This is a genomic window from Cobetia sp. PS-4MA (assembly GCF_057670765.1).
Genome location: NZ_CM173107.1, coordinates 2,606,297 through 2,632,278 on the forward strand (window position 1 = coordinate 2,606,297; position 25,982 = coordinate 2,632,278).

Sequence of the window (25,982 nt, forward strand, 5' to 3'; positions counted from 1 at the left end):
CGGTCAGGCGTGGAATCCGCAACGCGAATTCTCTTTCTGATCATGACGCTGGCGCTGCCCTCACTCCCCCATCCCGGCGGGCCTCACGACAGCCTCGTCACGGCAGCCTCGTCACGAGAACCTCGTCACGGCAGCCTCGTCATGGCAGCCTCGTCATGGCAACTCAGGCACATCGGCTTGCCCGAAAGCCTGAGCATGGCTCAACCACTCGCCGAGGAAACGATTGAGCTGAAGCTTTTCATCCGGCTGGTGCATGCGAGGGTTCGGATAGCGGTTGCGCCCCGAGAAATGCCGTTGACGCTGGAAGTCGGTGACTTCGGCCATGCGTACATCGTGATAGAGATGCACGCTCATCCGCGGGGAATCGATGATGTGATCCAGCACGCCAGTCTGGGCAACCGTGACCATGGTGGTATAGGGCGCGCACTCGACCACCTCGAGCAACAGGGTACCGAAGTGGCCCTGATTGCCCGCCAGGGGAAAGGCGAAGCTGTCCCCCGCCTCGGCCTTGCCGAGGATGCGCGTGAGGCGCAGATAATTGGACCCGCACTCGGCATGGAGTGCTTTTAGGTCGGCCACATAGGCTTTCTTGACCTGCATGGGCAAACTCCTTGCGAATCTCAGAACATTGGCGTGCTGTCTAGCAGGGCACACCCTGTATCGTGCATGGCATGATGCGGGCAAAGCGCGACAGATCAAGCGCCGTGAGAGCGCCCGGCAGCGGGGTTTCGGCGCTCGGCACTGACACAGGCATTGATAGACTGCCGGCCTGCCGGTGGCAGCAAGCCTCTAGAATAGCAGTTCTGGTGGGCAGGTTGAGGAACCCTGCGTGAGCCACGGGGGATTGCCAAGCAACGCCTTCGCTGTCTCAGGCGTGCATCACCCGCAGTGCAGCACGCTCCCGCAACAGCCACTGCATGGCCATGATCGCCATGGCATTGCCAAGCCTGCCCTGCTCCAGAAGCGACAGGGCCGCCTGGAAATCGAGCACATGCACGCGAATATCCTCGTTCTCTTCCGCCAGCCCATGCACCCCGCCCAGTCCGCTGCTGTCGCATAGCCCGATGAACAGGGTGACCTCTTCGGTGCAGGCGCCGGGGCTGGGGTAATAGCGGTAGAGCTCGATCAGCTCCCTCAACTCGCAACCGGCCTCCTCGACCGCCTCACGCCGCGCGACCTCCGCCGCACTTTCCTGCTTGTCCACCAGGCCGGCGATGGGCTCCAGACTCCAGGGGGTGCGCTCGTCCTCGAGCATGCCGGCCCGAATCTGCTCGACGAAGACCACACGATCCGTCACCGGGTCATAGGGCAGCACACCGACGGCATCATGGCGAACATGCACCTCGCGCTGGATCACATCACTCCAGCCACCGTTGAAACGCCGATGGCGAAGCTCGCGCTGCTCCAGGCGAAAGAAACCGTCCTGCAGCACCCTGGTCTCGACCCGTTCGACATCGCCATGCGCAAAGACCTGCTGCCCTGCCACGTGCTCTGGTGTATCGCTCATGCATCCTCCTTGGCTGAAGTCGCATTATCCCGACCTCGCCCTGCGCTGGCCAGCCCGCCCACTGGACGTGAAAGCGGCACTGTCCGAAGGAAGTGCCGCTTTCACGTCCAGTGCCGCCGAACGGTCACCGTTGTCCTGAAGCCGCGTGCGCGACACTCACTCCAGTCGTGTGATCAGTGCCTTGATCTCGCGCTTCAGCTCCTGATCGGCCAGCTCACGATTGGGCCGAGCCGGGCCCTTGAGCGCGAGCCGTGCATGCTTGAGTGCCTCGGCCTTCCTGCCCTCGGAGGCCAGATAGTCGGCATAGTAGAAATTGGTGTCCATGCCCTGAGGATTGACGGCCAGCCCCTGACGCAGCACCTCCCCCGCCTTGTCATCATCGCCAAAGCCGACCGGCCAACCCGGCGCCTTGTCATACAGCGACCCGAGCGTCACGTAGGCAGAGGCATTGTCGCCCCGGGGGTCAAGCTTGATGGCCTGCTCAAGGGTGGCCTTGGCTTCCTTGGCCAGATCCAGCGCCCCCAGTCCCCCTCGCGCCTTGGCCCACGACGCCAGGATGATACCCTCCCAGGTCAGCACATGGGCGTTGTCCGGGTATTGGTCCGCCAGCGCGCGCACTTCCTTGCCCAAGGCCTCCATGCCGGTTTCCTGAGCGTCCCCGGAGGACTGATAGTTGACCTGGGCCCAGCGTTTCATGAGTCCGAAGACGGCATCATCTCCTTCGGCGGCCTGGACGCCGGTCATGCCGGCCAGCGTGATGCCCAGCGCCATGCCTCCTGAGAGCATCAGCTGGTAGACACGATGCGTGGCGCGACGAGTACGGCGTAGCGATGACGGGGTTGGCATGGACAGCTCCCTGAAATTCATTATTGTTGGCGGGATGATACGGCAATGCCCCTTGAGACCTGCGCCTTGGCAGGCGTGCTGGCGAATTGCCGCAATGGCGATATCACGAGAACGTGAACGGCATGCCAAGACTGTAACGAACGTTTGAATCTGCCGCCAACCCCCCTTGGTCGCAGGCCTCAACGCAAGACAGCGCCCTTTGCGGGCGCTTGCCCTTCATTTTCGCAGGCTGTGGAGAAAGACATGCAAGGTCGTAACATGACGCGCTGGCGCGATCCCAAGACCGATCCGCGTCAGGAAAAGAAGAGCAACGTGATCACCCCGCAGGGCCACGCGAAGATGAAGGCGCTGGCCGACCACCTGAGGCGCGTCAGGCGACCGGAGCTGTCGCGCAAGACGGGCGAAGCCGCCGCCATGGGGGATCGCAGCGAGAATGCGGATTACACCTACAACAAGAAGGCACTGAATCAGACCATCGCCAAGATCGCCTATCTGGAAAAGCGTCTGGATGAACTGACCATCATCGACCGCCTGCCCGCGGATCTGGAGCGCGTGTATTTCGCGGCCTTCGTGACGCTGGAGGATGAACAGGGAGAGGAGATGGAGATACGCATCGTCGGCCCTGATGAGACCGACAACGCTCGCCGCTGGATCAGCGTCGATGCCCCCCTCGCCCGGGCACTGCTGGGCAAGGGGCTGGATGATGACGTGAGCGTGGCAGCGCCGGGCGGCGAGACGACCTACATCATCACGGCCATCCGCTATCAGTCGCCGGAGGCGTAAGCGGCGGGCTCGGCATCAGGTCGCAGGGAATCAGTCCACAGAGGATCAGCGCGCCTTGCGTGCACGATAGACCTTGAACTGGCGCGTTTCGGCCAGCACCTCGAATTCGCCGAAGGCCGCCTGCAACAGATCCGGATAGGGCAGGAAGGCATTGGCCACCAGCGTCAGGGTACCGCCCGGCACCAGGTGATCCGGCGCCTGGCTGATCAGACGCGCCGCCGGTCCGTAATCGATATCGCGCTCATGATGGAACGGCGGATTGGCCACGATGGCCTCGAACCGCTCGCCCTCGAACGCCGCGAAGACATCGCTCAGGCGTACGTCCGCCTCAAGCCCGTTGAGCGCCAGACTGCGACGGGTCGCCTCCACCGCGAAGGCACTGACATCGCCTGCCATCACGCGCGCACCGTGACGCGCCAGCCAGCAGCTGATGATGCCGTCGCCCGCCCCGATATCCAGCGCCCGCTTGTAGCCACGGGTCGGCAGGTTCTCCAGCAGCAGCGCGGTACCCGGGTCCAGCTTGGCATTGCCGTAAAGGCCCGGATGGCTGGTCAGGCGCAGCTCCAGCGCCTCGAATTCGCCCCAGCCTTCTGTCCATTCTCCAGCCACTGCCAGTGGCGATTCACTGCTGGCGGCCTGTTCGGCCGTCAACTCACGCGTGGCGGATGACCACAGCTGGCAACGACGCGCGGTATCGTCCTTGCGGGCCGTCATTCCCAGTGCCTTGAGGATGCGCTCAGCGCGCTTGATGCCACCGTTGACCTCGCCCACCACCTTGATCGGCGTACCTGCCGGCAATACATGGCACAGCGCCACCAGCCACCACTCGCCCAGCGCATGCGCCTTGGGCCAGAACAGCAAGGCACCCGCCGCCTCGCCAATCGTGGTATCCGCGCGGGCTTCGGCAAAGGCCACCGCATGGCTGACCCGGTGCCCGGCCTCCCGCGCGGCATTCACGATGCCGGTGTCATGCCCCCAGACACGCCGCTGGCGGTCCGATGACAGCCACCAGTCATCACGCGGTGCAGCGACCCACAGCCAATCACGGAAATCACTGTCCTGGCGTTCAAGCAACTGGCAGGCGGGGGTTTGAGCAGACATGAAGACTCCGAAAAGATAGGAAACGGCAGATGATGAACAGCAAGACGGCGCAGAAGCCTGCGCCGTGACACCTCAGGCAGGGCGCACCAGCTCATAGTGCAGATAGCGTCCGAGATGGACGAAGGGGGGCGTGCGCCAGTGCTGGCACTCGAGGGCCAGCAGTTTCTGCATGTCCCCCTCACTCAGCGGGTCGCGCGAGCGCAGATAATCATGGAAGACTCGCAGCCCTGTCAGCTCGCGCACCTCAAGCCCGGCCTCCTCGGCCCACTGGCGAATCTCGACATCACGCAGCGGCGAGATGGGCGTCAGACGCTTGCCCGTCCCCCATCCGGCCAACCGCCCGTCCAGCACCTTGTCGAAGTTGCCCTTGGTGACGTTGGAGAATGCCAGCGCGTCGCGATTGAAGACGCTCAATGACATCACGCCACCCGGTGCCAGCAGCTGTGCCAACAGCAGAAACCCTTCACGCGGAGAGACCAGCCATTCAAGAACGGCATGGCAGACCACCACCGGCCATTGTCGGTGGGCCGCGGCGGCGAACCCCTGCAGATCACGTCCATCCCAGGTCAGGCGCTCTGTCAGGGTGGCCTGCGTCAGCGGGGCCGCATCCTCCTCTGGAGAGGACAGTCGCTGCATGGCGCGCTCACGCATCTCACCGGAAGGCTCGACCAGCGTCAGCTGATGGCCACGCGACAACCACCAGTGCGCCATCTGACCAAGTCCGGCCCCGATCTCGAGCACCTGGGTGGCCGGCAGATGGGCGAAACGCTCCTCCATCAACTGGCGAGTCAGCGCCAGACGCACCCTGCCACGCTCGGTGGTATAGAAGCCGCGCTCGAACTTTTCCGCCAGCCCATCGAAATGACGATCCGCCGTGGCACGACGGACACGGGACTCCCCTCGGACAGGCGGGTTGGAAGCATCAGACATGGCAGACAGGATCTCGAACGTGAAGGAATCGGAGGTCACGACTGGACGACAGTCGGCAGTGCAGACGCCGAAAAGGCGCCGCGCGGGACAAGGCGGCAGGTAGGCTACTCCATCAAAGCCAGAATGCAAGCAGACTGCGGCGCAGAGCCCTGACATCCGGCCGGGCAGGCGGCATTCCCCCGCTCATTGAATCCACGTAACATGGCACCCTCCGCTCATCCCGCTCCCCTTGCCTCAGACCGAGCGCCGGATCCCCGGCAGTCTTCCGTCACTGGCACCGCTGGGAGTTGATGGCTCATCCCACATCTTTACGGACAGATGGCCACCATGAAACAACGCGTCCTGCTTGTGGTACGCAAGCTCAACATCGGCGGGATCCAGCGAAACACCGTCAATCTGGCCAATGTCCTGTGCCGCGAAGGTCACGAGGTGCATGTGCTCGTGCTCAAGGGTGAACTCGAACTCATCCCGGACCCGGGCGTACATGTCCACCAGATCGACTTCGACAAGGCATTCCGCAAGACCGGCATTGGCCTGGTGTATGACCTCTTCACCCGCGCAGTGCTCAACCCTCTGATCAAGGGCTCTGGATTCGTCTGGCGCGGCTATTACGGTGGCGCCTACCTGCGGCGATTCATCCGTACCCTGGAAACACGCCATGGCCCCGTCGATCGGGTGATCATGCGCGGCCAGGGCGCCTTCGAGACGGTCTGGTCACTCAAGGACCCGCGCCTGTGGCAGGTCACCGTGTCCTGGCCCGGTGACATCCGCCAGGGCTGGCGTCAGAAATTCCTGCTCAAGCGCCTGTACGCCGACAAGCAGATCATCTGCAATACCGACAATGTCCGCGAGCAACTCGAGCGACTGCTCTCGCAACACGCTGTCACGCCTCGACGCCTCGCCACCATCGGCAACGTCTGCGATCTCGATGCCATCGCGCAGATGGCGGATGAGCCCGTGGAGCTGCCATCACGTCCCTATGTCGTGCAGGTATGTCGCCTGTCGGACGTGAAGCGTCAGGATGTCCTGATCAAGGCCTATCTCGCCGCAGATATCGAGGAAGATCTGGTCATCGTCGGCGATGGGCCCAAGCGCGAGAGTGTGGAGAACCTGATTCGCGAGCTCGGGGTGGGCGACCGGGTCCATCTCATCGGCAGCCGGGTCAATCCCTACCCGTGGATGAAGCATGCCCGTCTGTTCATTCTCAGCTCGCGCAGTGAAGCCTTCGGAATCGTGCTGGTGGAAAGCATGTGCTGCGGCACGCCATGCGTCGCGCCGGATGTCCCCGGTGGGGTCCGCAATGTGCTGATCCATGATCAGGCGCGGCTGATCTCCGAGAACAGCATTGAAGGCCTGGCAGCCAAGATCCGCGAAGGGCTCGAGAACCCGCCGTCACTCGCCGAGGATCCGGAGTTGATCGAACGTTTCCGCGACACCCGTATCATGCAGGAATTTCTGGCCCTGCCAACGGATGCCGAGGCAGCACATCGCGACTGAACACAACGCGATGGAATGACGAGATGCCCTGCCCCGCCCGGCACGACTGCCATTCTCCGGGCAACAGGTCAGGGCATCATAAATGACGTGCCATGCATGAGGCGCCGTGCTGCTCAAGCCGGGGTCCGGCTCACCCTGAAAGCTGCTGGCGCATGGGCGCGCAGGACGTGACCCGGAAGCCAGAGGGCAGGCAAGCGAGAGACAGCAGAAAGACACCCTGTACAGAGAGTGACGAGAGATTCAGGAAAGAATGACGCGGGGATGAATGAAGGGCTGGCGCCCCCTGCAGGAGTCGTATAAGCCCGACACAATAGGCTTTAAGAGGATGTTTCCACCCCTACCATACATGGCGCCATACACAAAGCTCGGCGCTGTGCCACGCCTTTAGAATCATCGGTAATTCCGTCCATATACTGACGATCCTCGATCACCAGTTGATCCGAAATCACCTCAAAAGCCGGACCACTTACCCGCTAGATAGCACCTCCACTAACGTAGGTTGCCTCTGGTGTCAGCCAAGATACACCGAACCTTATGCCTACTAGTCTAATTTGGTGAAAACCTCTATCATAAGCTCTGCACCTGATCCCCCTATATAACACTATTTAGAAAAACTTAGTACACAAGGAAGTAATCATGGCAAGTAACAGGGATAACACTAGCTCAAATGGAAGCGTTGGCCAAAATGCCCCCGTACCTAAACACCCAATAAAGCCTCTCAAAGCCATCACTTATTTATTAAAAAAAGACGTCACTTCGAAATCTAAACTATTCAAAGTAGATGCGGGGAAGTTGTGGGACATAACAAACCCGATTGCAATTGAATTCATTGTTGAAATTGAAAAAAGATTTCGCAACAAAAGCAAAAGATATGGTTATTTTTCGTCAACTAAAAGCTCTATACCCAAAGAGCTGACTAAGTATTACACATCTAATAATAAAAAAATTGATAGTGAATTCCTCAGCTTTAGTAATGGCCTAGCTGTCAGTTTAGGTCATGCTGCAGATGAAGTTAATGCCAGCCCTACAGTAGGCGGCAATGTTATAATAATGCATTACACCTCTCATGAAGATGGCGATCTTGGTCGCATACTAATTGTTTTACTTGACAAGAAAAGTATGTTCAACTTCGACGATGATTTAAGACCAGAGCGATTAGAGCCTATTGATACACGGGCTTTAAAACAAGCTGCTTTATTCGACATCAACCTCTTCTCTGTCAGCACCGCTGCACGAGATACTGACCCTTATCTAAAGTTTATCGAAGGCAGCTCAAAAGCTGCTTTCTTTAAAGAAGCTCTGGGTTGTGATGAGAAAGTAGATAATGAGAAAAGCGTGTCTGAAGTAAATAGGAGCATTCGAGACTTTATAGCAGTCAACAAAATCGATCTCACATTAGCCGAAGAGATAAGAGATGGGGTGAAAGCGCTTCTTATCCAACACTCACGCACTAACTCAGAGCCTTTAAGCGTAGATGCGATTCAAAGAAGAATAGACCAACTGTTACCTGAGAATAGCGTTTATAAAAACACGTACTCAGACTTTGCTCATGATAATGAATATCAGATTAGCGAGTGGTTTCAGCCAACAAGCTATCATGCCAAAAAAATTGGAAAGATAACAATAAGTGACGAAAACAAAAGTTATGAAGCGGAGGTTAGTGAGAACTCAATTGGAGAAATGGGCTCCAATAAACCAGTTAAAATTTCTTCAGACGGCGATTATATTTGCTTTCCTATAAGTGGAGAAAAACGTAAAGAAATTTTTCGTGCAACCGGAAGGTATGAGGAGGACAAGAATGAGGAATAGTAACTTTAGCCCCATTGTGACCTTACTCACCAACTTCACTGGCACTATAACCATTGAGGCGAAACACTTTGTATCCTTAGATAACTTCAGTGATAAAGAGGCGCTTAAGAGCGCCCTTTTATCAGCCAACTATCTTGACGACCTCCAATATAGTGATGACAAATCTCTATTTTCATTAAGAGCTAACAAATGGGAAACTCTACCACCTATTTATAGAAACGAAAACGATTTCTGGACTACTAATGAAGACACTGACACTATTCCCGAGCTATATTATGTAGTCTCAAGTAAAATCTCTAGTCAAGACAAGTGTAAAGGTAGACTTTTAGATGCAATAGAACTTACTTTTAAGACAAAAATAATACTCAAGCAAATTTGCGATCACTACATAGCTTCGGACAAAAGGGCCTTATTCTTCGTTAACTCTGAGAAAGGAGGTGTAAAAAAAAGCGTATTAATGTCTCTAGACTACTGTGATATTCAAGAGCTGACCCCAAAGCCAAAAGACTTAAATTCAATAGATGAAATCTATAAAATTATTAACTATGACGATGTACACACCTCAGAGAGAGTAGAGGTTCTTAGAAGAACAATTACTACGCTATTAGACGAAAGGCACTCTGAAAACTCAGACTTTATATGGGTACTCAAGAATGCCTATAACCTACATAGCAAATACAAAGATCAATACGAAATATATGTACATAACTTTTCAACAAGTAAACTTCTGAATGAGGTTGACCAAAAGAGCCTAGAGTTTAATTCTAAAATAATGGACTTTGTAACCAACAGTCAAAACAAGGCCCTAACGATACCAGGTGCGATAATTGCTATTGCTGCTTTGGTGAAATCTAATGGCAGCTGGACTATACTGTTAATAACTGCTGGGGTATGGGTCACAACAAAGATGGTCATAATGTCAAACAAGATTATGTACGAAACCTTTGAAGATCTAGAATGGCAAATAGAAAAATCATTCCAGAAGTATGGAGTCATGGTTGATAGTAGAGAAGTATCAACATTAGCAAGAGAAAATGCTGATCGACTAAACACTCGAATTGGCAAAGCCAAAAAGAATCTCGGCAAAATTAATATTTTTGCAAGAGTGACTTTTTGGCTTGGGTTAATTTATGCAACAATCACTTTCTTGAGCACTAAATAAAGACATATAAACTTAAGAGAGCATTCATATGTATATAATCACTGTCGATAAATTAGGCGCCACGCCAGTGATCTGGTCCCCCTCCACGTAGACCATGCCACCCACCTGGGCATCGCCCTGGCAGGTGCGCACCCCGCCCCCTACCAGATCCACGCGAACGCGCGAGCCGCTGGCGCTGATCACCTCGCCCACCTGGCGCGGCGTGGTCGGCAGCAACGCCAGCAGGCGGCGATATGGATTGGCCATGCTATCCCCCTCCTTTGCTTGAACTGATACCACACGACGCCATCACAGATGGAATCTCTGCAGCTCGATAGACTGGCGCACGCTCAGGGCACGCCCCTGCAGGCTGGCGCTGACGCTCACGCCACGCGAGACACCACGCCAGCCATCGCACTCGATCATCATGCCAGGCAGCAGCAGGCCGCCCAGAGAGGCCGCCAGGGGCATCTGCAGGCTCTCGGTGCTCTGGCGTAGGGTTGCGGCCAGCTCAGCGATCCCGCGCGACTGGGCCGGTGCCTGATCGGTGATCAGGGCATCCACCACGGTGGGTGCCAGCTGATCGCCTGCGGTGCCCTGCCGGATGATCTGGGCCTGGATACCGCCGGTGCCGCCATGGAGCCAGACGGCATTGCGGGCATCACCTGGCTGCTGATCGCTGCCCAGCTGGGTGATGATGTCGCGCGGCACCACCAGATCGACCTCGGCCTCAGACCAGCGCCAGGGCGCTGCCTCGAAGCGTGGCGCGACGATGATGGTCTGATCCTGCTGGTGGGCCTGCACATAGCCGCCGGCGGCCTGGGCGATCCGCGAGATGGCATCGATGGGCGCGAGGCTGTCATAACTCCACGCGCCGGCGGGCACCACCCAGTCAGTCATGCGCCAATCCAGTGACCAGCCCTCTGGCAGCTCAGCACGGGCGAGCTGCGAGGCGGTGGCCTGGCTGTCCTCGGTGTAGCTGCGCGCGGTGGCGTAGGGCGCGCCCAGGTACGCCGCGAGCGAGCGGCCGCTGATGGTCACGCTATGGCTCTGCCAGCTCTCAGAGCGTCGCCAGCCATCCATTAGGCACCGCCACTGCTCGCCATTGATCTCGGCCATCACCTCCACCGGCTGGCCATCGGTGCCAGTCACCAGCGCTTGAGCGTCACGCCCTGCCAGGCCAGCAGAGAATGACCATGCCCAGCTGTCAGCGTCGATGCTGAGCGTCATCTGGGTGGCCGGCAGCTCCAGGCCATCGGAGAGGCGCACCAGGCGCGCGGAGTTTTGCACGATATAGAGCCTTTTGACGGGAATGGTCGGAGTGGGTATCTCACACATCAGACCGAACTGCAGCACCCACGGGGCGCTCGGCATGGCGTGGCAGAATTGCAGGGTGGTGCTGCCCTCCACCGGCTCGAGCACCGGCGGCTCAGGCGGATCTGGCGGCAAGTCGATGCCAGGCGGTGGCCGGCGGGCCTGCTCCCAGGGCACGCGCCAATCGTCGCCGGTGGTGCGCCCCTGCTGATAGGGCACATCAATCGTCACCGGCTCGAGGGTGCGGGCCTCCTCATAGCGCGAGCGCCGGCGGGCATCATTGCGGGGCGGGTGCTGGTAGCCGCTCGAGCGTGCCGCGGCGATTCCCTGCCCCTGCTCCCATACCGGCCGAGATCCGTGGCGGACACGCGGCAGCTGCAGCCACTGGCTGCCACTGAGGGTGCCCAGGATGCGCTCGGCCTGCTCCCACCGCGAGCCACTGATGGCATCGGTGCGGGGGCGTGCCGACCACTGGCCGCCCTGGCTGGCCGCGAGCGTTGCGCCCTGCTCGAAGCCTGACGCGGTGGCCCCATAGGGGCGAGCCGGCGGCTCCCAGCGGGTGCTGCCCTGAGCCTCGAGCGGGACCGCGTTCTCGAAACGGGCACCGGCACTATCTGATGGCCCTCGAAAGACATTGATCTCGCGGGTCAGCGCGACATCGACCACCGCCGGCGCACCCAGCGTGGCCACCAGCGAAAGGCTGACGCCATGCTCGACGCGGATCTCTGCCGTCACCGGCGGCGTGGTCGCCTCCAGACTAAGCGACTGGATCAGCTCGAGCTGCGCACGCACGGTGGCCACTGGCACCACCAGGCTGGCCGCGATCTCGATAGCGCCACCCTGGGCGAGTCGAGCATCGAGGGATGGCGGCATCAGCTGAGCATCGAGCACCAGCTCGCGCGGCAGCTCCACCGCCTCAGTGGCACCCCCAAAGCCCAGCACGACATTGCCACCCGCCGGCGGCACATAGTCACCGGCGAACAGCAGCAGCAAACCAGGATCGCCACCCAGGCGCAGCTCGAGCGCTCGCGCATTCCAGGGTGCAAGCCCCTGGACAAACTGCAGCCTGATCTCTCTCACGGTGCCCCCTAGCCCTCAGCGAATACCATGCGGCTGATCCGCGTCAGTATCCCTCGATAAATCGTCGTCGAGCTGATGGTCACGTCAGCGCCTGATCCCTCGATGCCGACATCCAGATCCATCACCCAGGCACCCTCGCCATCGACCAGGCGCGACCAGGTGGCCTCGCCATCGGCATCGGCCATCACCTCCTCGAAGGCTGCCCCCGTCAGGACGCCACCAGAGAGATCGGCGGCGAATGGCTGGGGTACCTCCAGCGTGGCCAGCGCCACCTGATCGGTGACGGCAGCACCAGGTGATGGGCGGGTGCCGGAGTACACGACGAATGACGCCGGCGAATCGCCGGCATCAATCGCACCGGCGATGGCCGCCAGGCGTGCATTTTTCGCGCTTGTCGAGAAGCTGATCACGAACTGTCCTCCACCTCAGAATGCACATTGTCTGACACGACAGCGTTTTGCTGCAGGGTGTGATCGAAGGCCATCACGTAGAACGCGCGGCGCGGGTCAAGGTCCGTGAAACGGTATTTGCCATCGGCATCGCTCCACGTCTCGCGCACGATGCGGCCAGTGGCGCGCTCATGCACTCGCACCCGCCGGCTGACGGGCTGGGCCTGGATGTCCAGCACGGTGCCGGCAATGACGCCCATGCGGTCCGGATCTGAGACGCCGCCAGTCGGCGTGCCATTGGCACCACTGCCGTCGATCTGATCGAGGTGGACGGGGTAGCGACGCTGGTGCGGCACCCCAATAACAGCGCTTTGCCCACTCACACCAATGGCGCGAGGATTCGGCACCGGTAGCGGGCTGGGATTCCAGCCACCCAACTGCTCTAGCATCCCGCTGCGAGCGGTGCGGCTGCTCGGGTGCGGTAGACTGGCCTCGTAATGGGCGGCGATACGCTCGTCAGAGAGCCGGCCCCGAAATAACGCGATTTCTTTTACTGCTCCATCCTTCACGAAGTCGGACGGACTATTGCCGTCCCACTCCATGCCGACAGTAAAGCGAGGGTTGTCAGGAAACGCGGGGGTATCCGTAGCCAGCGGATAGTCATTATTAACGAGCTGTACACCATTGATGAACAGGCGGATAACGCTAGCATCTCGATCATAGACAACAATGAAATGCAAGCGCTTCCCCGCATAGGATTCAAGCTCATTACCTATTTGCTCATGCAAAGCGTTAGTATTTGGAAGATTCCACTGATTAGCTGATGTCGTGGCGTCCCAAAAGGCAAGGAAATTACCACCGGCGCTATCATGGATGCCCCACTTTGCAGAGGCTTGATTACTTGGATACTCGGTATATATAAACTCGAAAGTCAGGCTGTCATCGCCAATAGCATCACCCAGGTCCATCACAGTGATATAGCTGCTGCCATCCATCTCTAATGCTAGATCACTCGAATAGCCCTCCCACTTCGCAATATTATCAAAGCGAAAACCATCACCCACCACGCTGCCATCATGCCCATTGCCACTGATGTCGGTAGCGGTATCGCTGCCGTCTATTTTCCAGTAGAGCAACGGGGCATCAGCCAGTACCGTGTCGCGGTAGCTCATGGTCACTGCCTCCAATCGTCCAGACGAAACGCGATCATGCCATCAGTTGTGCCTCGCTCATCCACGGCAACATCAAACACCAGCACAGGCACGCCAACCAAACCAGGCAAGTTATCCAATATGGCGAGATCATAGCCCACCGCATAATGCAGAGGCTCCAGCACGCCAGGCAAGTAACCACGAATAGACTGCTTGGCTTTTAAACCAGCGTCTGATCCCGCCTCACCCTCACGCACGATAATACTGCCAAGCGAAATATAGAAGCCATTATCACTGGCATTCGGATAGCCGATAACATCACTCATCTTGTAGCCGATCCCCAGTAGAGAGGCCGAGACTTCACCTGGTAGCTGACTGCTGGCACGACTTAGATAGCACGCAAAGTCATCTGTATAATCAAGCACCCTTGGGTAACAATTTTGATTATTCCCCCATGAAATAGACGACGAAATACCAACTAAAAGTGCATGGTAGGCGTCACCAGGGCGCACAGTGTTAATATCGCCTGCCATGACTAGTCCGCGCTTACCTGTAGACGCAAATCGCGGCGCAAAAAACATCATGAGACTATCCGCCAGAAACACCCAGCTTTGACTCACATCAAGGTTATAGTCTGAGTACGGCCAAAAATGACCAGTCTCGCCACCGTGAGTATCCAAATCCACAAAATCAGTCACCCACTGCATCAATGCAAAGCGGTTATAGGGACTGGCGCTGCTAGCGTATTGATTTCGATCACCATTGCTCACTATCAGCGTCAGATCGGTGGCTCGCGCATCAGTGCGCTTGAACGCTGCGCGGAACGTTTCGGCATCCTCGGCCACCAGCTCCCAGCCGCCCACGGGAGCCGTCTTGATCTCGATCAGCTCGCCGGTCGCCTCGGTGGCAGCGGGCGCGGCATCAAGCGCGAAGCGCACCCAGTCGCTGCCAATGGCAGTCACGCGGTGCTCGCCATTGTAGCCAGCCTGATCTGCCCCACTGATGGCGATCACCTGCCATTTGAGATAGCCGTGACCACTGCCCACGCTCGCGGTGGCTTGCTGGATGGCGCTGTCATACGTCAGCGAGGCGACAGGCTTGGTATTGAAGCCGGTCACCAGGCAGGCTTTTAGCAGCTCGATCAGCGCGCCATATTGGTCGCCATTCTCGGGACTGCCGCCCATGTCACTGCTGAACCACTTCACGGGAAAATCGGCCATCTTGAACGTCTCCAGAAACAAGGCCGCCCAGCGAGTGGCTGGGCGGTTGAGGGATAGGGGTAGAGGGTTGCGCCAGCCGCATGCGGTCAGGCGTTGGCGTTGCCACGGATCTGCAGCCGGAAAGAATCTTGCTGGCCGCTGGCCGGCCCCTGCAGGATCACGCGCGCCAGCCACATCGGGAAGCTCGCGCCGATGGTCGAGAAGCGAATCACGTTGCCATTCACCCAGCCGGCCCCGAAGCCGCCCGCCTTGAGCGTCCAATAGGGTACGCCCTGATTCGGGTTGGTAGGCGACGTGTCCTCATTGATGCTGCCCACGCCGATCTCGCCCACGGTGCGGCCGATGATGCGGAACGTGCTTGAGCTGGTGAAGATCAGCGCCCAATCCTCAGTGATGGCCCCACGGTTGGTGATGATTGGCGGGTAGGTGGTCACGTTGTACTCGGCCAGGGTGCCATCTGCGCCATCGTTGTCGTCTTTGCTCCAGTCTCGATCCCAGCTCGAGAGATCGAAGAAATCAGCCACGCGCGCTTGCAGATCGCCAGCCACCATCGCGGCGCTGACCAGCGTATCGCCGGCGGGGTAGTCATGGCTCAGATTGCCCTTGAGCGTCAGCGCCCCCGATAGATCCACGTCACCCACCAGCAGCATGTCCTCGACACGGTGCAGCGCGTACCAGGGTTCGGGGTGGGTGGCCGTGTCAGGCGCGGCGAGCTGCACGGTGCCGGCATCGAGGTCTGCACTGTACTGGGTGGCGGGCACCTCCTCACCGGTGGCGTCCTCCACCACCAGACTGGCCAGCCGCGAGCGGCCGACCTCCAGCGTGGTGCCGCTACCAATCCCCAACGGGAACGGGGCGCGGCCGGTGTGATGCACCACCACCACGCCGCCGGCGCGATAGATGGGCACGCGGCCATCGCTGGGCAGGCGCACGGGGTCGATGCCGATCAGCTCAGCCTCGAGCGGCAGCGTGGTCAGAATGACGGCATTGAAGCGCGCGGTGCTCGGGATCACCTGGGTGGGCCGCCAGATCATGCCGGCGTCATCCACGGCCGTGGCGTCGTACCAGGATTCGGCGCGCTCGGCAGCGCTCAGGCTGTCATTGCTGACCAACTTGCCGAAGGTCACGCGCACCACCCCCGTCTCGAAGCTCACGCTGCCTGACATCTCGTCACCCTCGATCTCGCCAGAGAGTGCCGCCTGGCCGGTGATCGAGCGGCCGTCGAGCGTCGTGGCCTGGATCAGCAAACCACCCACCTGCAGCGGCGAGCCTGGCGTGCGGAAAAACGCCTCATCGAGCGTCCAGGTGCCGAAGGTGCTCACCAGCGTTTTGACGGTGATGGTGGCGCTGGTGCCGCTCGGCCAGTCAGTGATGCGGGCATCGCCGGTGCCATAGTCGATGGTCCCCGCGAGAACGCCGGCCCCGTTGCTGGTCACGCTGCGATAGAGACTGCCCTGGCGGTCGATGAACGTATCACCTCGGAAGATGAAACTGAGGGTGCCTGGCACGACGCTATCTTGCAGCAGGGGCATCAGCTCGACATCGAGCGGGGCGAGATCCTGGGTGATGGTGTGGGTAGTCGGGGCGGCGCTGTCCAGCTGACTGGTCAGCCAGACGCTCGAGCCGTTCTCGAAAACGTCGCGTTTCTCTTTGCTGCCCCACTCGCGGTGCGTGGCGTCGCCATCATCCCACTCGCTGACCTCGCGGATCTTCTCGACCTCGAAGGTCACCGCGCCGGTGGCATAGTCGATGCTGCCCTCCCATCCACCATTGAAGCCGCCACGGCCATCATCGGTGATGGTGTAGGTGACATCTGCCTCGCCGCCATTCTGCTCGACAGTCTCCCAGGTGCCGGTGCGCGGGCTGCTGCGCGACTCGCTCTCGCTGCTCGACCAGGTGCGCACCACCGACCAGGTGATGGCCACGCTACCAGGACGCACCGGCGCATCACTGATGCTGAGGCTGACCAGGCCGGCCCCGTTGGCAGACGGCAGGAATTGCTCGGTTTTCGGTGCCCCGTAGTCATATTCGATCTCGACCTGGGTGCTGGCATCTGGGAAGGCGTCGCCATTGAACTCGACATACGCCTCGCCAGGCTGGGGCGCGCCACTGCCGTCGGCATAGCCATAGACCACGCGGCCGGTGGCTGCGCCGCTGAGGCTCCCCAGGCCATCATCGGTGGCTGACTTCTCGCTGCCGCCAGAGATCCAGCGCACGGTAACGCTGCCAGGCATCACGCCGGCGTGATCGAGCACGAACGTCATCCAGGGTTTGTCGATGGTGGCCTGGCCGGCGCGGTCCTCATAGTGGGCCGGCGTGCCCCAGCTGAACAGCACCGAACTGCCGACATCCGGCAGGCCGCCCAGCGTCACGCTGACAGATCCGGTGGCGTAGTCCACGCGCCCCGCCCCGCTGCCGCTTAGATCGCCATTGGCGTCATCGTCGCGCAGCTCATACCACTTGCCCAGCGAGCGATAAGCGATCACCACGCTGCCAGGTGCCGGCAGTGGGTCCAGGCGGCTGACATAGGTGAAACCGCGATTATTCAGCTCGATAGCGATCTGGGTGGTGCTGGCGATCTGCGCCACCTCGAAGGTCGAGCCACCGCTGCTGACGCTGATGGTGGCCGTGCCGCCCACCTGCACATCGGTCACCGCCTGCTCGGTGGTGGTCGCCGGCACAAGCGGCGCATAGGTACTGGCCACGGTGACGCTATTGGCCCCGAAGGTGGCCGGCTGGGTCAGGGTGCTGACGCCATAGTAACGGGCGGCATCGGTGCTCTGCCCTTCGCGGATCACGGTGTCAGGGTCGAGGGTGCCAGGCTTGGGCTGCACGCCATAGACACGCTGGCGCAGCGCAGTGGATAGCCCCAGCGTCAGGACGCGGCGCTCGAACGTCTGCACGTTGCTGCCGTTCTCATACTCAAACGTTCTGATCTCGTGATCTATCTCACTGATGCGCACATATTGGACCTCGCCGGCGGCATCGCCCTGCTCGGTCATCAGCGCCAGCACATCGCCCAGATCGGGCAGCGTGGCCTCTGGCATCTGGAAAGTGATGATGCTGCGCTGGCCGGCCAGCTGATCGCCCAGCAGCGTCATGCGCGAGGTCGCGCCGGCGGTCACATAGCTCTCGACATAATCGCGGGACTCGGCACGCTCATCAGATGGCGAGCCGGTATCGAACATCACCACGCTGACATTCGGATCAGCCGGCACCTGGTCAATGATCGCGTGCGCGCCGAAATACTGGGCGGTGTTGTCGGTCAGTACGCCGGCACCCACCTTGCGCAGCGAGGTGCGCCCCGCTGCGCGATCAAGACCAGAGATGTCATCAAAGATGTCATTGCTCGCGCCATCGGTGACGGGGCGGCCAGTCAGTCGCCCGCCCCCGTCCTCGTTATCAGTCATGCGCTCTGACTGCAGAATGCGGATGTCGCCGCTATGAATCGTGTCGTCGGCCATAATTGATCCTTGAGGTTAACAATACTAAAACCACTACTATTGGTTATAGACATTCAAGTTAAAAACCACTAAAAGTAACCTATAATCATATAACCTGTATTCTTGACCCTTTATTACTTAAAAAAGAGAACAATATGATTGTCAAAATCACATTACAGCAAGACGTTACCGATAAATTATTGCTTAGTATGAATCGAGGAAGAATTATCGAGCTGAAAGAGGAGAGTAAGAATAACGAAGAAACTGTTTTTCTGGAGAAAGCTTTTATAGATCGAATTAAAAACTTAAAGGTTGAAATATATTCTGATGAGCACCCGCCTCCCCACTTTCATGTTAAAACTAATGATGGCGATGAAAATAGTTTTCGAATTGATAATGCTGAGCCACTTTATCCTAACGGGGGGTTAAAAAAATGGTTCAAGAACATAAAGAAATGGCATAGTGAAAATAGGTATATTTTAATAGAAACATGGAATGAAATGCGCCCGACAGACTGCCCTGTGGGCCCGATAAAACACCAAACTAATTAGGTAGTAATCATGCGCAGCGTAATGGTGTAGGGGTGATCCGGCCCTTGGCCGCCAGCGGCGAGGCGATAGACTTCGGTGGCCGTGACCGCCTCACCACTGGCACGATCGAACACGCAATCGAAGGTTTGACCATCGCCCCAGATGAGCGTCATGGGCGTGCCGTCTGGCCGTGGCGTGGCCGCCAGCTCAGTGAGGGCCAACGCGGTGGCGCGGGTTACCCAGGCCCCGTTGCCGCTGGCGAGGGTGATGGGCCGCCCTGCCGCCTGCGCGGATTCCTCGATGATGAGTGCCCCCGTCAGCGTGGGCGTCTGCACTTGGCCGACGCTGTGGGACACCAGCTCATCGGTCCACTGGATGTCATCGGGCAGCACAATGCCCTCAAGGGTGATCGCCATGGCGTTCTCTCGATAGAAATGAAGCGCCCGCCATCAGCGGCGGGCCGTCGTGCGTGAGGCTTGGGTCAATCTGTCAAGGAAGGCATCGGCCTCGCGCTCGTCCACCCCGTTCAGCGTGACCTGCTGGCCGGCGATGTTGAGATCCACCGCCACGCGGCGTTGAGCCTGCACCGACTGGGTGAGCTGGCTGGTACGGTTCTGGGCGTCACGGTTGTTCTCGCGCTGGGTGGCCTCAGCCTCCTGCACGTTTCGCTGACGCTCAGCCTCATCTGCCAAAGCCTGCTGCTTCTCCTGCTCAGACTGGGCGCGGATATCCTCAAGGCGCAGATCATGGGCGCGTTCCGCGAGCCGCAGCGACTCCTGCGCCGCGCTGATGGTCTGAGCATCGCCCAATGCCCGGGCGGCGTTGAGCGCCTCCTGAAGCTCGGTCTGTTGCTGCTGATACCGCAGCGCCTCGACCTGGGCGCTATCGCCCTGCAGGCTGGCGAGCTCCGAGCGCAGACTGGCCAAGGTGTCACTCACGCTGTCTGACAGCGACTCGACCTGACTGCGCACCGACTGAATGGAGCTTTCGAGGCCGGAAAGATCCGACTCATCGAGCAGGTCGAAGCGGCTTGAGAGATCGTCCATGTCCTGTGAGAGTGCGCTGGCTGGCGCCCGCCCTGCCTCGATCTGATCGGTCAGCGATTCCACGGCGATCTTCTGCTCGAGGAAGGCGATCTCGGTCTGACGTGACGTGGTGGCGAGGTCCGTCATCCAGGCCGTAAAGCCGGTGGAGTCGAGACGAGTGGCGAGGTTGTCGCGAAGATCACCGATTTCATGATCCAACTCGGCAATGCGCTCCTGCATTCCCTCGATGCCTTCGGCCTGGGTATCGATCCCCCAGTCAGTCGCGAAGGCCTGATAGGCGGCGTCACTGAGTGACCGCATCTGCTCTTCCGTCTCGTGCAAGGCATTGCTCATCAGCTGAGCAATGGTCTGGGCACTGCGTGTGACAGAGGCCTCCACCGTCTTGGCCGTGTCGGCAGAGGCCTGCTGCGCCTTGTCTCCCGTGTCCCGGGCTGCCTTGGCCGTGGCTTCCTGCGCCTCGATCCACTGCGCCTTGAGCGTGCGAGCCCCGGTCACGCCATCCTTGACCAGCCCATCGAGAACCGCGCCGAAGGCCTTGATGCCTTCCTTCGAGCTGATCTGCTCCTTGGCGCCGACATAGGCACGGCTCAGCTCCTTGGCGGACAGCTCACCGGTGGAGGCGATCTTGGTGAAGGCATCAATGGCCGAGCGTTCCGCCTCGGTCACACCGGTGCGAATCTCTTCCAGGGTGGTGCCCATGTCCTTGGCCAGGCGGGCACCGGCAGACTTCCACTTGGTCGCGAGAGAATCCGCGCCGCTCACGCCGTCATTCAACAGCCCATCGACCTGATCCTTGAGGGCGGCGATCCCCTTGTCAGACTTGATCTTGTCCTGCGCCTTCTCGAAGGCCGTCGCTAGCTGCGCCGCACTCAATTCACCACTGGCCGCCAGCGTGGCGAAGGCATCGAGGGCTTCCTGCTCGCTGTCCGCAATACCACTGGACAGCTCGCCCAGCGAGGTGCCGAGAGAAGTGGCGGCGTTTTCCAGTGCCTTCTGGCGTTTGGCGGCCGCATCCGCTGCCTGCTTGGCGCCCTTCTCTTCCTCCTCGGCCTGCTTCTTGGCGGCAATGGCCGCAGCCTCAGAGGCAGCGGCCTGCTTGGCAGCAGACTTGGCAGCCTTCTGCGCGGCTGTATCGCTATTGTCGAAGGCGTTGAAGGCATCCTTGGCAGCGGCAGCAGCTTGCTGGGCATAGCGCACTGCATCCGCGTTCAAGTCATTCAAGGTGGCACGGGCAGCTACGGCCCGTGCCTTGGCCTGCGCCACCTGCGCCTCGGATGCCAGCCCTACCATCTCCAGCGCCCTGACCGAGGTAGCCGTCAACTCCAGCACCCAGGTGGAAGCTGCCGCGACCGCAGCGACCAGCCCCGCGACAACAGATTGCACACCACGGAAGACCGCTGTGAGGGAGTTACCGAGGAATTGCCCGGTATCAATGATCGACTGCATGGCACCGCCGATCTGCTCGCGATGCTCAATGAAACTTCGCGCCCACTCACCGCCGGTGCGAATCACACCCCCGATGGCCGTGGCGAGGTCGTCCAGCAGCCCGGGGTTTTCCGCCAGTGCCTGCTCGAAGTCAGCAGACACCTGATTGACCGCCGGTGACAGCTCGCCCATCAGGCGATTGCTCAACCCTTGTAGCCGGCCTTGCAGGCGGGTGATGGCGGCATCGGTCGCTTGCAGGTTGGCGATCTGCTCGGGGGACATGATCAGCCCCACCTCGCTGGCCTCTTCCATCAGAGCTCGGAGTTCAGCGGCATTATTGGCAAGCAGTGGCTGCAGGCGTGTGGCATCGTCTGCCAGCGATTCCAGCAGGTTGACCTGAGCTGCCTGGGGCAGATCCTTCATGGCATCGGCCAGGCGCAACATCATCTCGTCTGGCGCCAGCTCGATCAGCTCCTCGGCCTTGATGCCCAGAGCATCGAGGGCGTCCTGCGCCTCACCGCCGCCGTTCTGGTAGGCATCACCGATCTTGTCGGCAGTGTCCTTGAAGATATCGGCGGTCTTGTCGGCATCGATACCGGCACGCTGAAAGGCGTACTGATAGCCCTGCAGCGCCTGAGTGGAGATACCCAGCGAGCGCGACGTGATATCCAGCTGCTGGGCCATCTCGGCCTGCTGAGCGGTGTAGCGCGTGGCCCAGCCGACGGCCAGCCCTGCCCCTGCCACCGTGGCGGCAGCAGCACCGGCAGCCCACTGCTTGAGTGAAGTACCCGCTTTCTTGAAGCGGCTTTCGCTGCGCTCGGCAGCCTCACCGGATTCGCGGGCGGCCGCGGCGGTCTCACGCAGGCCAGATGCCAGCGAGGTCACGTCGTCTTTCAGCTCACGGGATTGGCGGGCCAGGCGCTGTTCTTCATCGGCCAGGTTGTCGATGTCCACACCCGCGGCGTGGGCATCCTGCTGCAGGCGCGTGAGCTTCTGGGCCTGAGCCTCATGACCGGCGGTCGCCTTGTCGGCTGCCGCGCGGGCTTTGTTGAGGGCCTTTTCCTGCTGCTTCAGTTCGCGCTCGACCGGCTTGAGCTCGGCCGTCAGCTGGGCCGCACTGGCACTGGCGTTCTGCCACTCTTCCTTGGCCTCATCCGTCGCTTCGCGTTGCTGCTGAAGCTCATCACGCAGGCTGTTGAGGCTTTGTGCCTGGGCATCGTAGGCGTCTTTCGCCTGCTCCACGGCACCACTGGCCCGCGACAATGCTTGGCGCTGCTCATCAGTGGCGTTGGCGCTTCGGCCGATCTCGGATTTGAGATCACGCACACGCTGTGCGGCATCACGCCATGCCTGACGGGCGGCAGTGGTGGCGGTCTGGGCGCCCTTGTAGCTGGTCTGCAGCTGGGTCAGCGTCTGGGTCTGGGCGACATGCGCCGCCTTGGCGTCGTCCGCCTCTTGCGCGGCCCGCTGTGTCGCCAGCCGCAGCGAATCCGCACCATTAGCGGAATTCTCATACGCGGCCTGCAAGCCGTCAGCCTTGTCCACGGCTTCGCGCATGGCAGTCCCGGCGTCATCCACGACCGCCGCGACCTTGTTGATCTGGGTGACCAGCTTCTGTTGCTGGCCGATGGCCGACATCTCTTCGGAGAGGCGCTCGACCTCGGCTGAGGCCTCGCTGCTGTCCTGACCGAGATTGTCCAGCTCGCTCATCAGCTTGCCGATGTCTTGCAGCCCATCGACCGCAGCCTGAATGCGTAGCTGGATGTCACTCTGATTGGCCATCGTGTCGTGCTCCGGACATGAAAAAGCCCGCCAGATGGCGGGCTAGAGGGTGCAACTCACAGCAGGCAGGCTCAGACCTTGCCCGCCTTCTTCAGTCGATCCAGCTGGCGCACCTCGAGGGTGAGGGAGTCGCCGGCGGCATACTCCTTGCCGCCGTGGCGGTGCGCCTTCCTGAGCTTGACGCTCACCGAGTCGGTGGGCTTTGCCTCAGTGCCGGGCTTGGACTCAGTGCCAGTCTTGCCCGTAGCAGTCTTGTCGGTCATGGCTCGCTCCCGTTAGCTGTACATGGTGGCGGTGTAGGCGGCGCCCTTGCCCGGCGGCACCACCAGCGAGCCGGACAGCTGCCCGGTGATGAACTCGGTGCCCATCAGTTCGGTGGCCTGATCCGCCGACAGCACGGCACGGAAGATCTCGACCCGGGTACGCTTACCGGTGGCGAGGTTGATGCCATCCACCAGGATGTAACGCGGCTTGGAGATCTCGGTGTCCCCCATTACGCGATGGCCGGTGACCGCCTCGGTGTCGTAATCCACGGTGACATCGCCTGCCGCGGCAGCGGTACGCGCCTTGATGAGGCCGGCACTCAGGTTGATGTCGCAGTCAGCCGTGACATCGGTAGCGTCCTTGGTGACCACGACACTGCCCGCGGCCAGCGAGGAATGCGGCAGCGCCGCCCAGGCCCCTTCCGTCAGGGTCAGCGCCTCGCCAGTCACGCTGTCAGCTTCGGCATCCGCCAGCTCTGCCGTGCCGCCAAGCGTCTCCGCCAGCATGGCGGCCGGCATGGAATCGAACTGGATGGTGACACTGGCCGAGTCACTGGGCAGGTTGACGGCATCCAGCGCCTGGCCGTAGTTGTCCTTCTGGAAGGAAGGGCGAGAGATGCGGTTCACGCTGGTCGGCGTGATGCTCAGGGACGGCACGTTCATCGGGCCATTCAGGGCGCCGAACTTGCCGTCGGCATCCACCTCGGCCATGAAGATGTCGCCAGACATGATCAGGCCTGTGTCTTTGAAGTCAGCCATGAGTTACCTCGTGCGGGTGTAGGTGATGGTCACGGGCAGATAGATGGGAAGAATGCGGCTGCCCAGCTCCGCATCATCCAGTTCGGCTTCACCAGTCGTGATGGTGACCGCCAGCCCATCGAGCAGCACCTGGCTCTCCGGATAGATGGCGTTGTAAAGATCATTGAGCAGCGCATCCTGACCGGCACGCCCATGGGTCTTGAGGTCGAGATAGGCCTCGATCTGAAGGCTGATCGATTCCTTGCGCGTCCCCCGCCCGGCACGGGCATCCACGTTGCTGGCCAGACGACGGACATGCAGCAGTGGCAGCGGGGTCTCCGAGCGCAGGTTGATCTGGATGGCTTCGGTCTCGATATGCGCGATGTCGGTGGCATGGCCATTGGCCGTCGAGATGGCCGCCAGTTGTGCCACGAAGGCATCGACCACGCGGGTGATGGGCGTCATGTAGCTCTCTCCTTGGCCAGGCGAGCGAGGAAGCGTTGCTGGAGGTCGAAGGCGATCTGGTTGCGCAGCTCGCCATTCACCTGATGATTCCAATGGTTCTTGAGGGTCCAGCCGTTGGCGCGGGTGAGGCGGCGCTGACTGCCCTTGCGGTAGCGCACCAGCGGTGTCTTGCTGCCGCCCTTGGGATTGACGAAGCCGTAGACCCGCATGCGCTGGCCGCCCTTGCGAATCCAGATACTGGCGCGGGTGCCAGTGCCATCCTCCACCTCGGTGCGGTACTGCCAGCACTTGAATGGCACCGGTGAGCGGCTGAGCGTGAGGCTGGCGCTTGGCTGGTCCTTGCTGGCCTTCTCGACCGTGATGCGCGAGCGCACCGCCGTCGGCCTGACCTTGCCATCGGCGCTGATGTCATCGATGAGCTGCTTGCGGGTCGCGGATGCCTGCTCATTGATGGCCGAGGTCATCGCGCGGCGGGTGGCCGCGGGTAGCGCCTTGAACTCCGCCAGGCTTTCGGTCAATCCCTCGATGGCCACGCCCTTGGGCAGCCGTGAGTTCTTGCCACGCTTGCGAGGCATGCGGCCTCCTGTCAGCGAGGAATGGTGAACAGCTGCACGCTGATGCCGTCATCGCTGCCTTCCACTATGCCTTCGATCTCGAGCGCCAGACCGGCGATGTGAATCCTGTCACCGGGCTCTGGCCACGGCCAGCGCAGCTCCGGCTGCAGCACCTCGACCACGTTGCGGGCCTCATTGGCCTGGCCGATGAAGACGTTCTGCCGGTGCAGCCATGCCTGAATGGGATAGGCCTCACCCCTCATAGGCTCATACTCGGCCACCACGCCTTGCAGGCGACGCGCGGCAATCTCGACCATGCTGCGTGCCGGGTCGAGGGATTCGATGATGAACAGCACCCCATCGCGGCGGCGGATGATCTGGCCTGCTGCCAACTCATCGCGGGGCCGCATGCGCACCAGCGTGGAAGATGGGGCGCGGATGCCCGCCTGCTCTTCTCGCCCGGCACTCTTGGGCTCCACGAATTCGGCCCAGACCTCACGCAAGGTGGACCAGCTGGGCGGGTGCCCGGTGCGACCACCCAGCAGGGTGACGCGATGACGAAGCTGTCCGGCGCGCATAGTCACCTCATGCGAAGTGGTAATGGGTGTAGTGATCGACCAGGGCGCCCACGGCCATGGGTACCTCTGAGGTGATGGTGCCGATGACCACGGCTTCACGGGTCTCGTACCAGTGGCCGATCAGCAGCAGCATCGCGGTGGTGATGTCGTCATCGATGACCAGCGCGTGCTCATCCCCTTCTGCCGGGATGGCGTCGTGGGTTTCATACAGCGTGCGCCCCGTGCGTCCTTCAATGACGCGACGGGCCGCATTGGAATAGGTCTCCAGGAGCTGATCGTCCTCGGAGAAGTCCGGCTCCAGCCGGACGTGCAGCTTGATGATGTCCAGCTCGAGCATCGACATGCCTCATGGGGTTGGCCCCAACAGGCAAGGGCCGCGCGATGGCGGCC

The 25,982-nt window shown here is 60.5% G+C and carries 24 protein-coding genes; 5 read left to right on the forward strand and 19 right to left on the reverse strand.

Annotated elements, in window-relative coordinates; genetic code table 11:
- Positions 1–153: 153 nt before the first annotated feature.
- The 3 genes from AC26AR_RS11015 to AC26AR_RS11025 all read right to left on the reverse strand — a co-directional run bounded on the left by AC26AR_RS11015 (position 154) and on the right by AC26AR_RS11025 (position 2,353).
- Positions 154–600 carry a DUF1249 domain-containing protein gene (locus AC26AR_RS11015; protein ID WP_077374279.1) on the reverse strand — a complete coding sequence of 149 codons (447 nt, stop codon included), beginning with the start codon at positions 598–600 and terminating at the stop codon, positions 154–156.
- Positions 601–868: 268 nt separating this feature from the next.
- A complete protein-coding gene (locus AC26AR_RS11020; RefSeq protein WP_488107026.1) occupies positions 869–1,507 on the reverse strand; it encodes an NUDIX domain-containing protein in 639 nt (212 codons plus the stop codon).
- A gap of 156 nt (positions 1,508–1,663) precedes the next feature.
- Entirely contained in the window at positions 1,664–2,353 is a 690-nt protein-coding gene (locus AC26AR_RS11025; protein WP_488107027.1) for a tetratricopeptide repeat protein, read from the reverse strand.
- 243 nt (positions 2,354–2,596) lie between these two features.
- Here AC26AR_RS11025 and AC26AR_RS11030 point away from each other — a divergent pair, with 243 nt between their 5' ends.
- Positions 2,597–3,136, forward strand: coding sequence for a GreA/GreB family elongation factor (locus AC26AR_RS11030; RefSeq protein ID WP_404982994.1), 540 nt, complete (start codon positions 2,597–2,599; stop codon positions 3,134–3,136).
- A gap of 45 nt (positions 3,137–3,181) precedes the next feature.
- On the opposite strand, the gene AC26AR_RS11035 is transcribed toward AC26AR_RS11030, so the two are convergent.
- Positions 3,182–4,237 (reverse strand): methyltransferase, encoded by a 1,056-nt coding sequence (locus tag AC26AR_RS11035; protein ID WP_191237424.1) that lies wholly within the window; start codon positions 4,235–4,237, stop codon positions 3,182–3,184.
- A gap of 72 nt (positions 4,238–4,309) precedes the next feature.
- Positions 4,310–5,167, reverse strand: coding sequence for a methyltransferase domain-containing protein (locus tag AC26AR_RS11040; protein ID WP_284729293.1), 858 nt, complete (start codon positions 5,165–5,167; stop codon positions 4,310–4,312).
- Between the two features lie 327 nt (positions 5,168–5,494).
- On the opposite strand from AC26AR_RS11040, the gene AC26AR_RS11045 reads away from it, so the two are divergent.
- From AC26AR_RS11045 to AC26AR_RS11055, 3 genes are all read left to right on the forward strand, one after another.
- Positions 5,495–6,664 carry a glycosyltransferase gene (locus tag AC26AR_RS11045; RefSeq protein WP_164850279.1) on the forward strand — a complete coding sequence of 390 codons (1,170 nt, stop codon included), beginning with the start codon at positions 5,495–5,497 and terminating at the stop codon, positions 6,662–6,664.
- Positions 6,665–7,300: 636 nt separating this feature from the next.
- Positions 7,301–8,473, forward strand: coding sequence for a nucleoid-associated anti-phage protein (locus tag AC26AR_RS11050; protein WP_488107028.1), 1,173 nt, complete (start codon positions 7,301–7,303; stop codon positions 8,471–8,473).
- Positions 8,433–9,635: an anti-phage protein gene (locus AC26AR_RS11055; RefSeq protein ID WP_488107029.1), complete on the forward strand. Its 1,203-nt coding sequence runs from the start codon at positions 8,433–8,435 to the stop codon at positions 9,633–9,635. Before AC26AR_RS11050 ends, AC26AR_RS11055 begins: the two co-directional genes overlap by 41 nt.
- A gap of 24 nt (positions 9,636–9,659) precedes the next feature.
- On the opposite strand, the gene AC26AR_RS11060 is transcribed toward AC26AR_RS11055, so the two are convergent.
- The 6 genes from AC26AR_RS11060 to AC26AR_RS11085 form a co-directional block, all read right to left on the reverse strand.
- Positions 9,660–9,881 carry a hypothetical protein gene (locus AC26AR_RS11060; protein WP_488107030.1) on the reverse strand — a complete coding sequence of 74 codons (222 nt, stop codon included), beginning with the start codon at positions 9,879–9,881 and terminating at the stop codon, positions 9,660–9,662.
- 42 nt (positions 9,882–9,923) lie between these two features.
- Positions 9,924–12,008 carry a hypothetical protein gene (locus tag AC26AR_RS11065; protein WP_488107031.1) on the reverse strand — a complete coding sequence of 695 codons (2,085 nt, stop codon included), beginning with the start codon at positions 12,006–12,008 and terminating at the stop codon, positions 9,924–9,926.
- 8 nt (positions 12,009–12,016) lie between these two features.
- A complete protein-coding gene (locus tag AC26AR_RS11070) occupies positions 12,017–12,418 on the reverse strand; it encodes a hypothetical protein (protein WP_488107032.1) in 402 nt (133 codons plus the stop codon).
- Positions 12,415–13,569 (reverse strand): LamG-like jellyroll fold domain-containing protein, encoded by a 1,155-nt coding sequence (locus AC26AR_RS11075; protein WP_488107033.1) that lies wholly within the window; start codon positions 13,567–13,569, stop codon positions 12,415–12,417. The genes AC26AR_RS11070 and AC26AR_RS11075 overlap by 4 nt, the downstream gene beginning before the upstream one ends.
- 2 nt (positions 13,570–13,571) lie before the next feature.
- Positions 13,572–14,768, reverse strand: coding sequence for a hypothetical protein (locus tag AC26AR_RS11080; RefSeq protein WP_488107034.1), 1,197 nt, complete (start codon positions 14,766–14,768; stop codon positions 13,572–13,574).
- Between the two features lie 86 nt (positions 14,769–14,854).
- The gene (locus AC26AR_RS11085; protein WP_488107035.1) at positions 14,855–18,232 is read right to left on the reverse strand and encodes a hypothetical protein; all 3,378 of its coding nucleotides are present in this window, start codon (positions 18,230–18,232) and stop codon (positions 14,855–14,857) included.
- Positions 18,233–18,366: 134 nt separating this feature from the next.
- On the opposite strand from AC26AR_RS11085, the gene AC26AR_RS11090 reads away from it, so the two are divergent.
- A complete protein-coding gene (locus AC26AR_RS11090) occupies positions 18,367–18,762 on the forward strand; it encodes a DUF4160 domain-containing protein (RefSeq protein ID WP_488107036.1) in 396 nt (131 codons plus the stop codon).
- Here the strand turns inward: AC26AR_RS11090 and AC26AR_RS11095 are convergent.
- From AC26AR_RS11095 to AC26AR_RS11130, 8 genes are all read right to left on the reverse strand, one after another.
- The gene (locus AC26AR_RS11095; protein ID WP_488107037.1) at positions 18,759–19,157 is read right to left on the reverse strand and encodes a hypothetical protein; all 399 of its coding nucleotides are present in this window, start codon (positions 19,155–19,157) and stop codon (positions 18,759–18,761) included. The two genes, AC26AR_RS11090 and AC26AR_RS11095, sit on opposite strands and share 4 nt — an antisense overlap.
- A gap of 33 nt (positions 19,158–19,190) precedes the next feature.
- Positions 19,191–22,994 carry a hypothetical protein gene (locus AC26AR_RS11100; RefSeq protein WP_488107038.1) on the reverse strand — a complete coding sequence of 1,268 codons (3,804 nt, stop codon included), beginning with the start codon at positions 22,992–22,994 and terminating at the stop codon, positions 19,191–19,193.
- A gap of 71 nt (positions 22,995–23,065) precedes the next feature.
- Positions 23,066–23,257, reverse strand: a complete 192-nt coding sequence (locus AC26AR_RS11105; protein ID WP_488107039.1) for a DUF7210 family protein — start codon at positions 23,255–23,257, stop codon at positions 23,066–23,068.
- A gap of 12 nt (positions 23,258–23,269) precedes the next feature.
- Positions 23,270–24,016, reverse strand: a complete 747-nt coding sequence (locus AC26AR_RS11110; protein WP_488107040.1) for a phage tail tube protein — start codon at positions 24,014–24,016, stop codon at positions 23,270–23,272.
- A gap of 3 nt (positions 24,017–24,019) precedes the next feature.
- Positions 24,020–24,460 carry a hypothetical protein gene (locus tag AC26AR_RS11115; RefSeq protein WP_488107041.1) on the reverse strand — a complete coding sequence of 147 codons (441 nt, stop codon included), beginning with the start codon at positions 24,458–24,460 and terminating at the stop codon, positions 24,020–24,022.
- Positions 24,457–25,035 (reverse strand): hypothetical protein, encoded by a 579-nt coding sequence (locus AC26AR_RS11120; RefSeq protein ID WP_488107042.1) that lies wholly within the window; start codon positions 25,033–25,035, stop codon positions 24,457–24,459. Before AC26AR_RS11120 ends, AC26AR_RS11115 begins: the two co-directional genes overlap by 4 nt.
- Positions 25,036–25,046: 11 nt before the next feature.
- The gene (locus AC26AR_RS11125; RefSeq protein WP_488107043.1) at positions 25,047–25,592 is read right to left on the reverse strand and encodes a phage head completion protein; all 546 of its coding nucleotides are present in this window, start codon (positions 25,590–25,592) and stop codon (positions 25,047–25,049) included.
- 7 nt (positions 25,593–25,599) lie between these two features.
- On the reverse strand, positions 25,600–25,929 hold the full coding sequence (locus tag AC26AR_RS11130) for a head-tail connector protein (protein ID WP_054557054.1): 330 nt from the start codon (positions 25,927–25,929) through the stop codon (positions 25,600–25,602).
- Between the last annotated feature and the right edge of the window lie 53 nt (positions 25,930–25,982).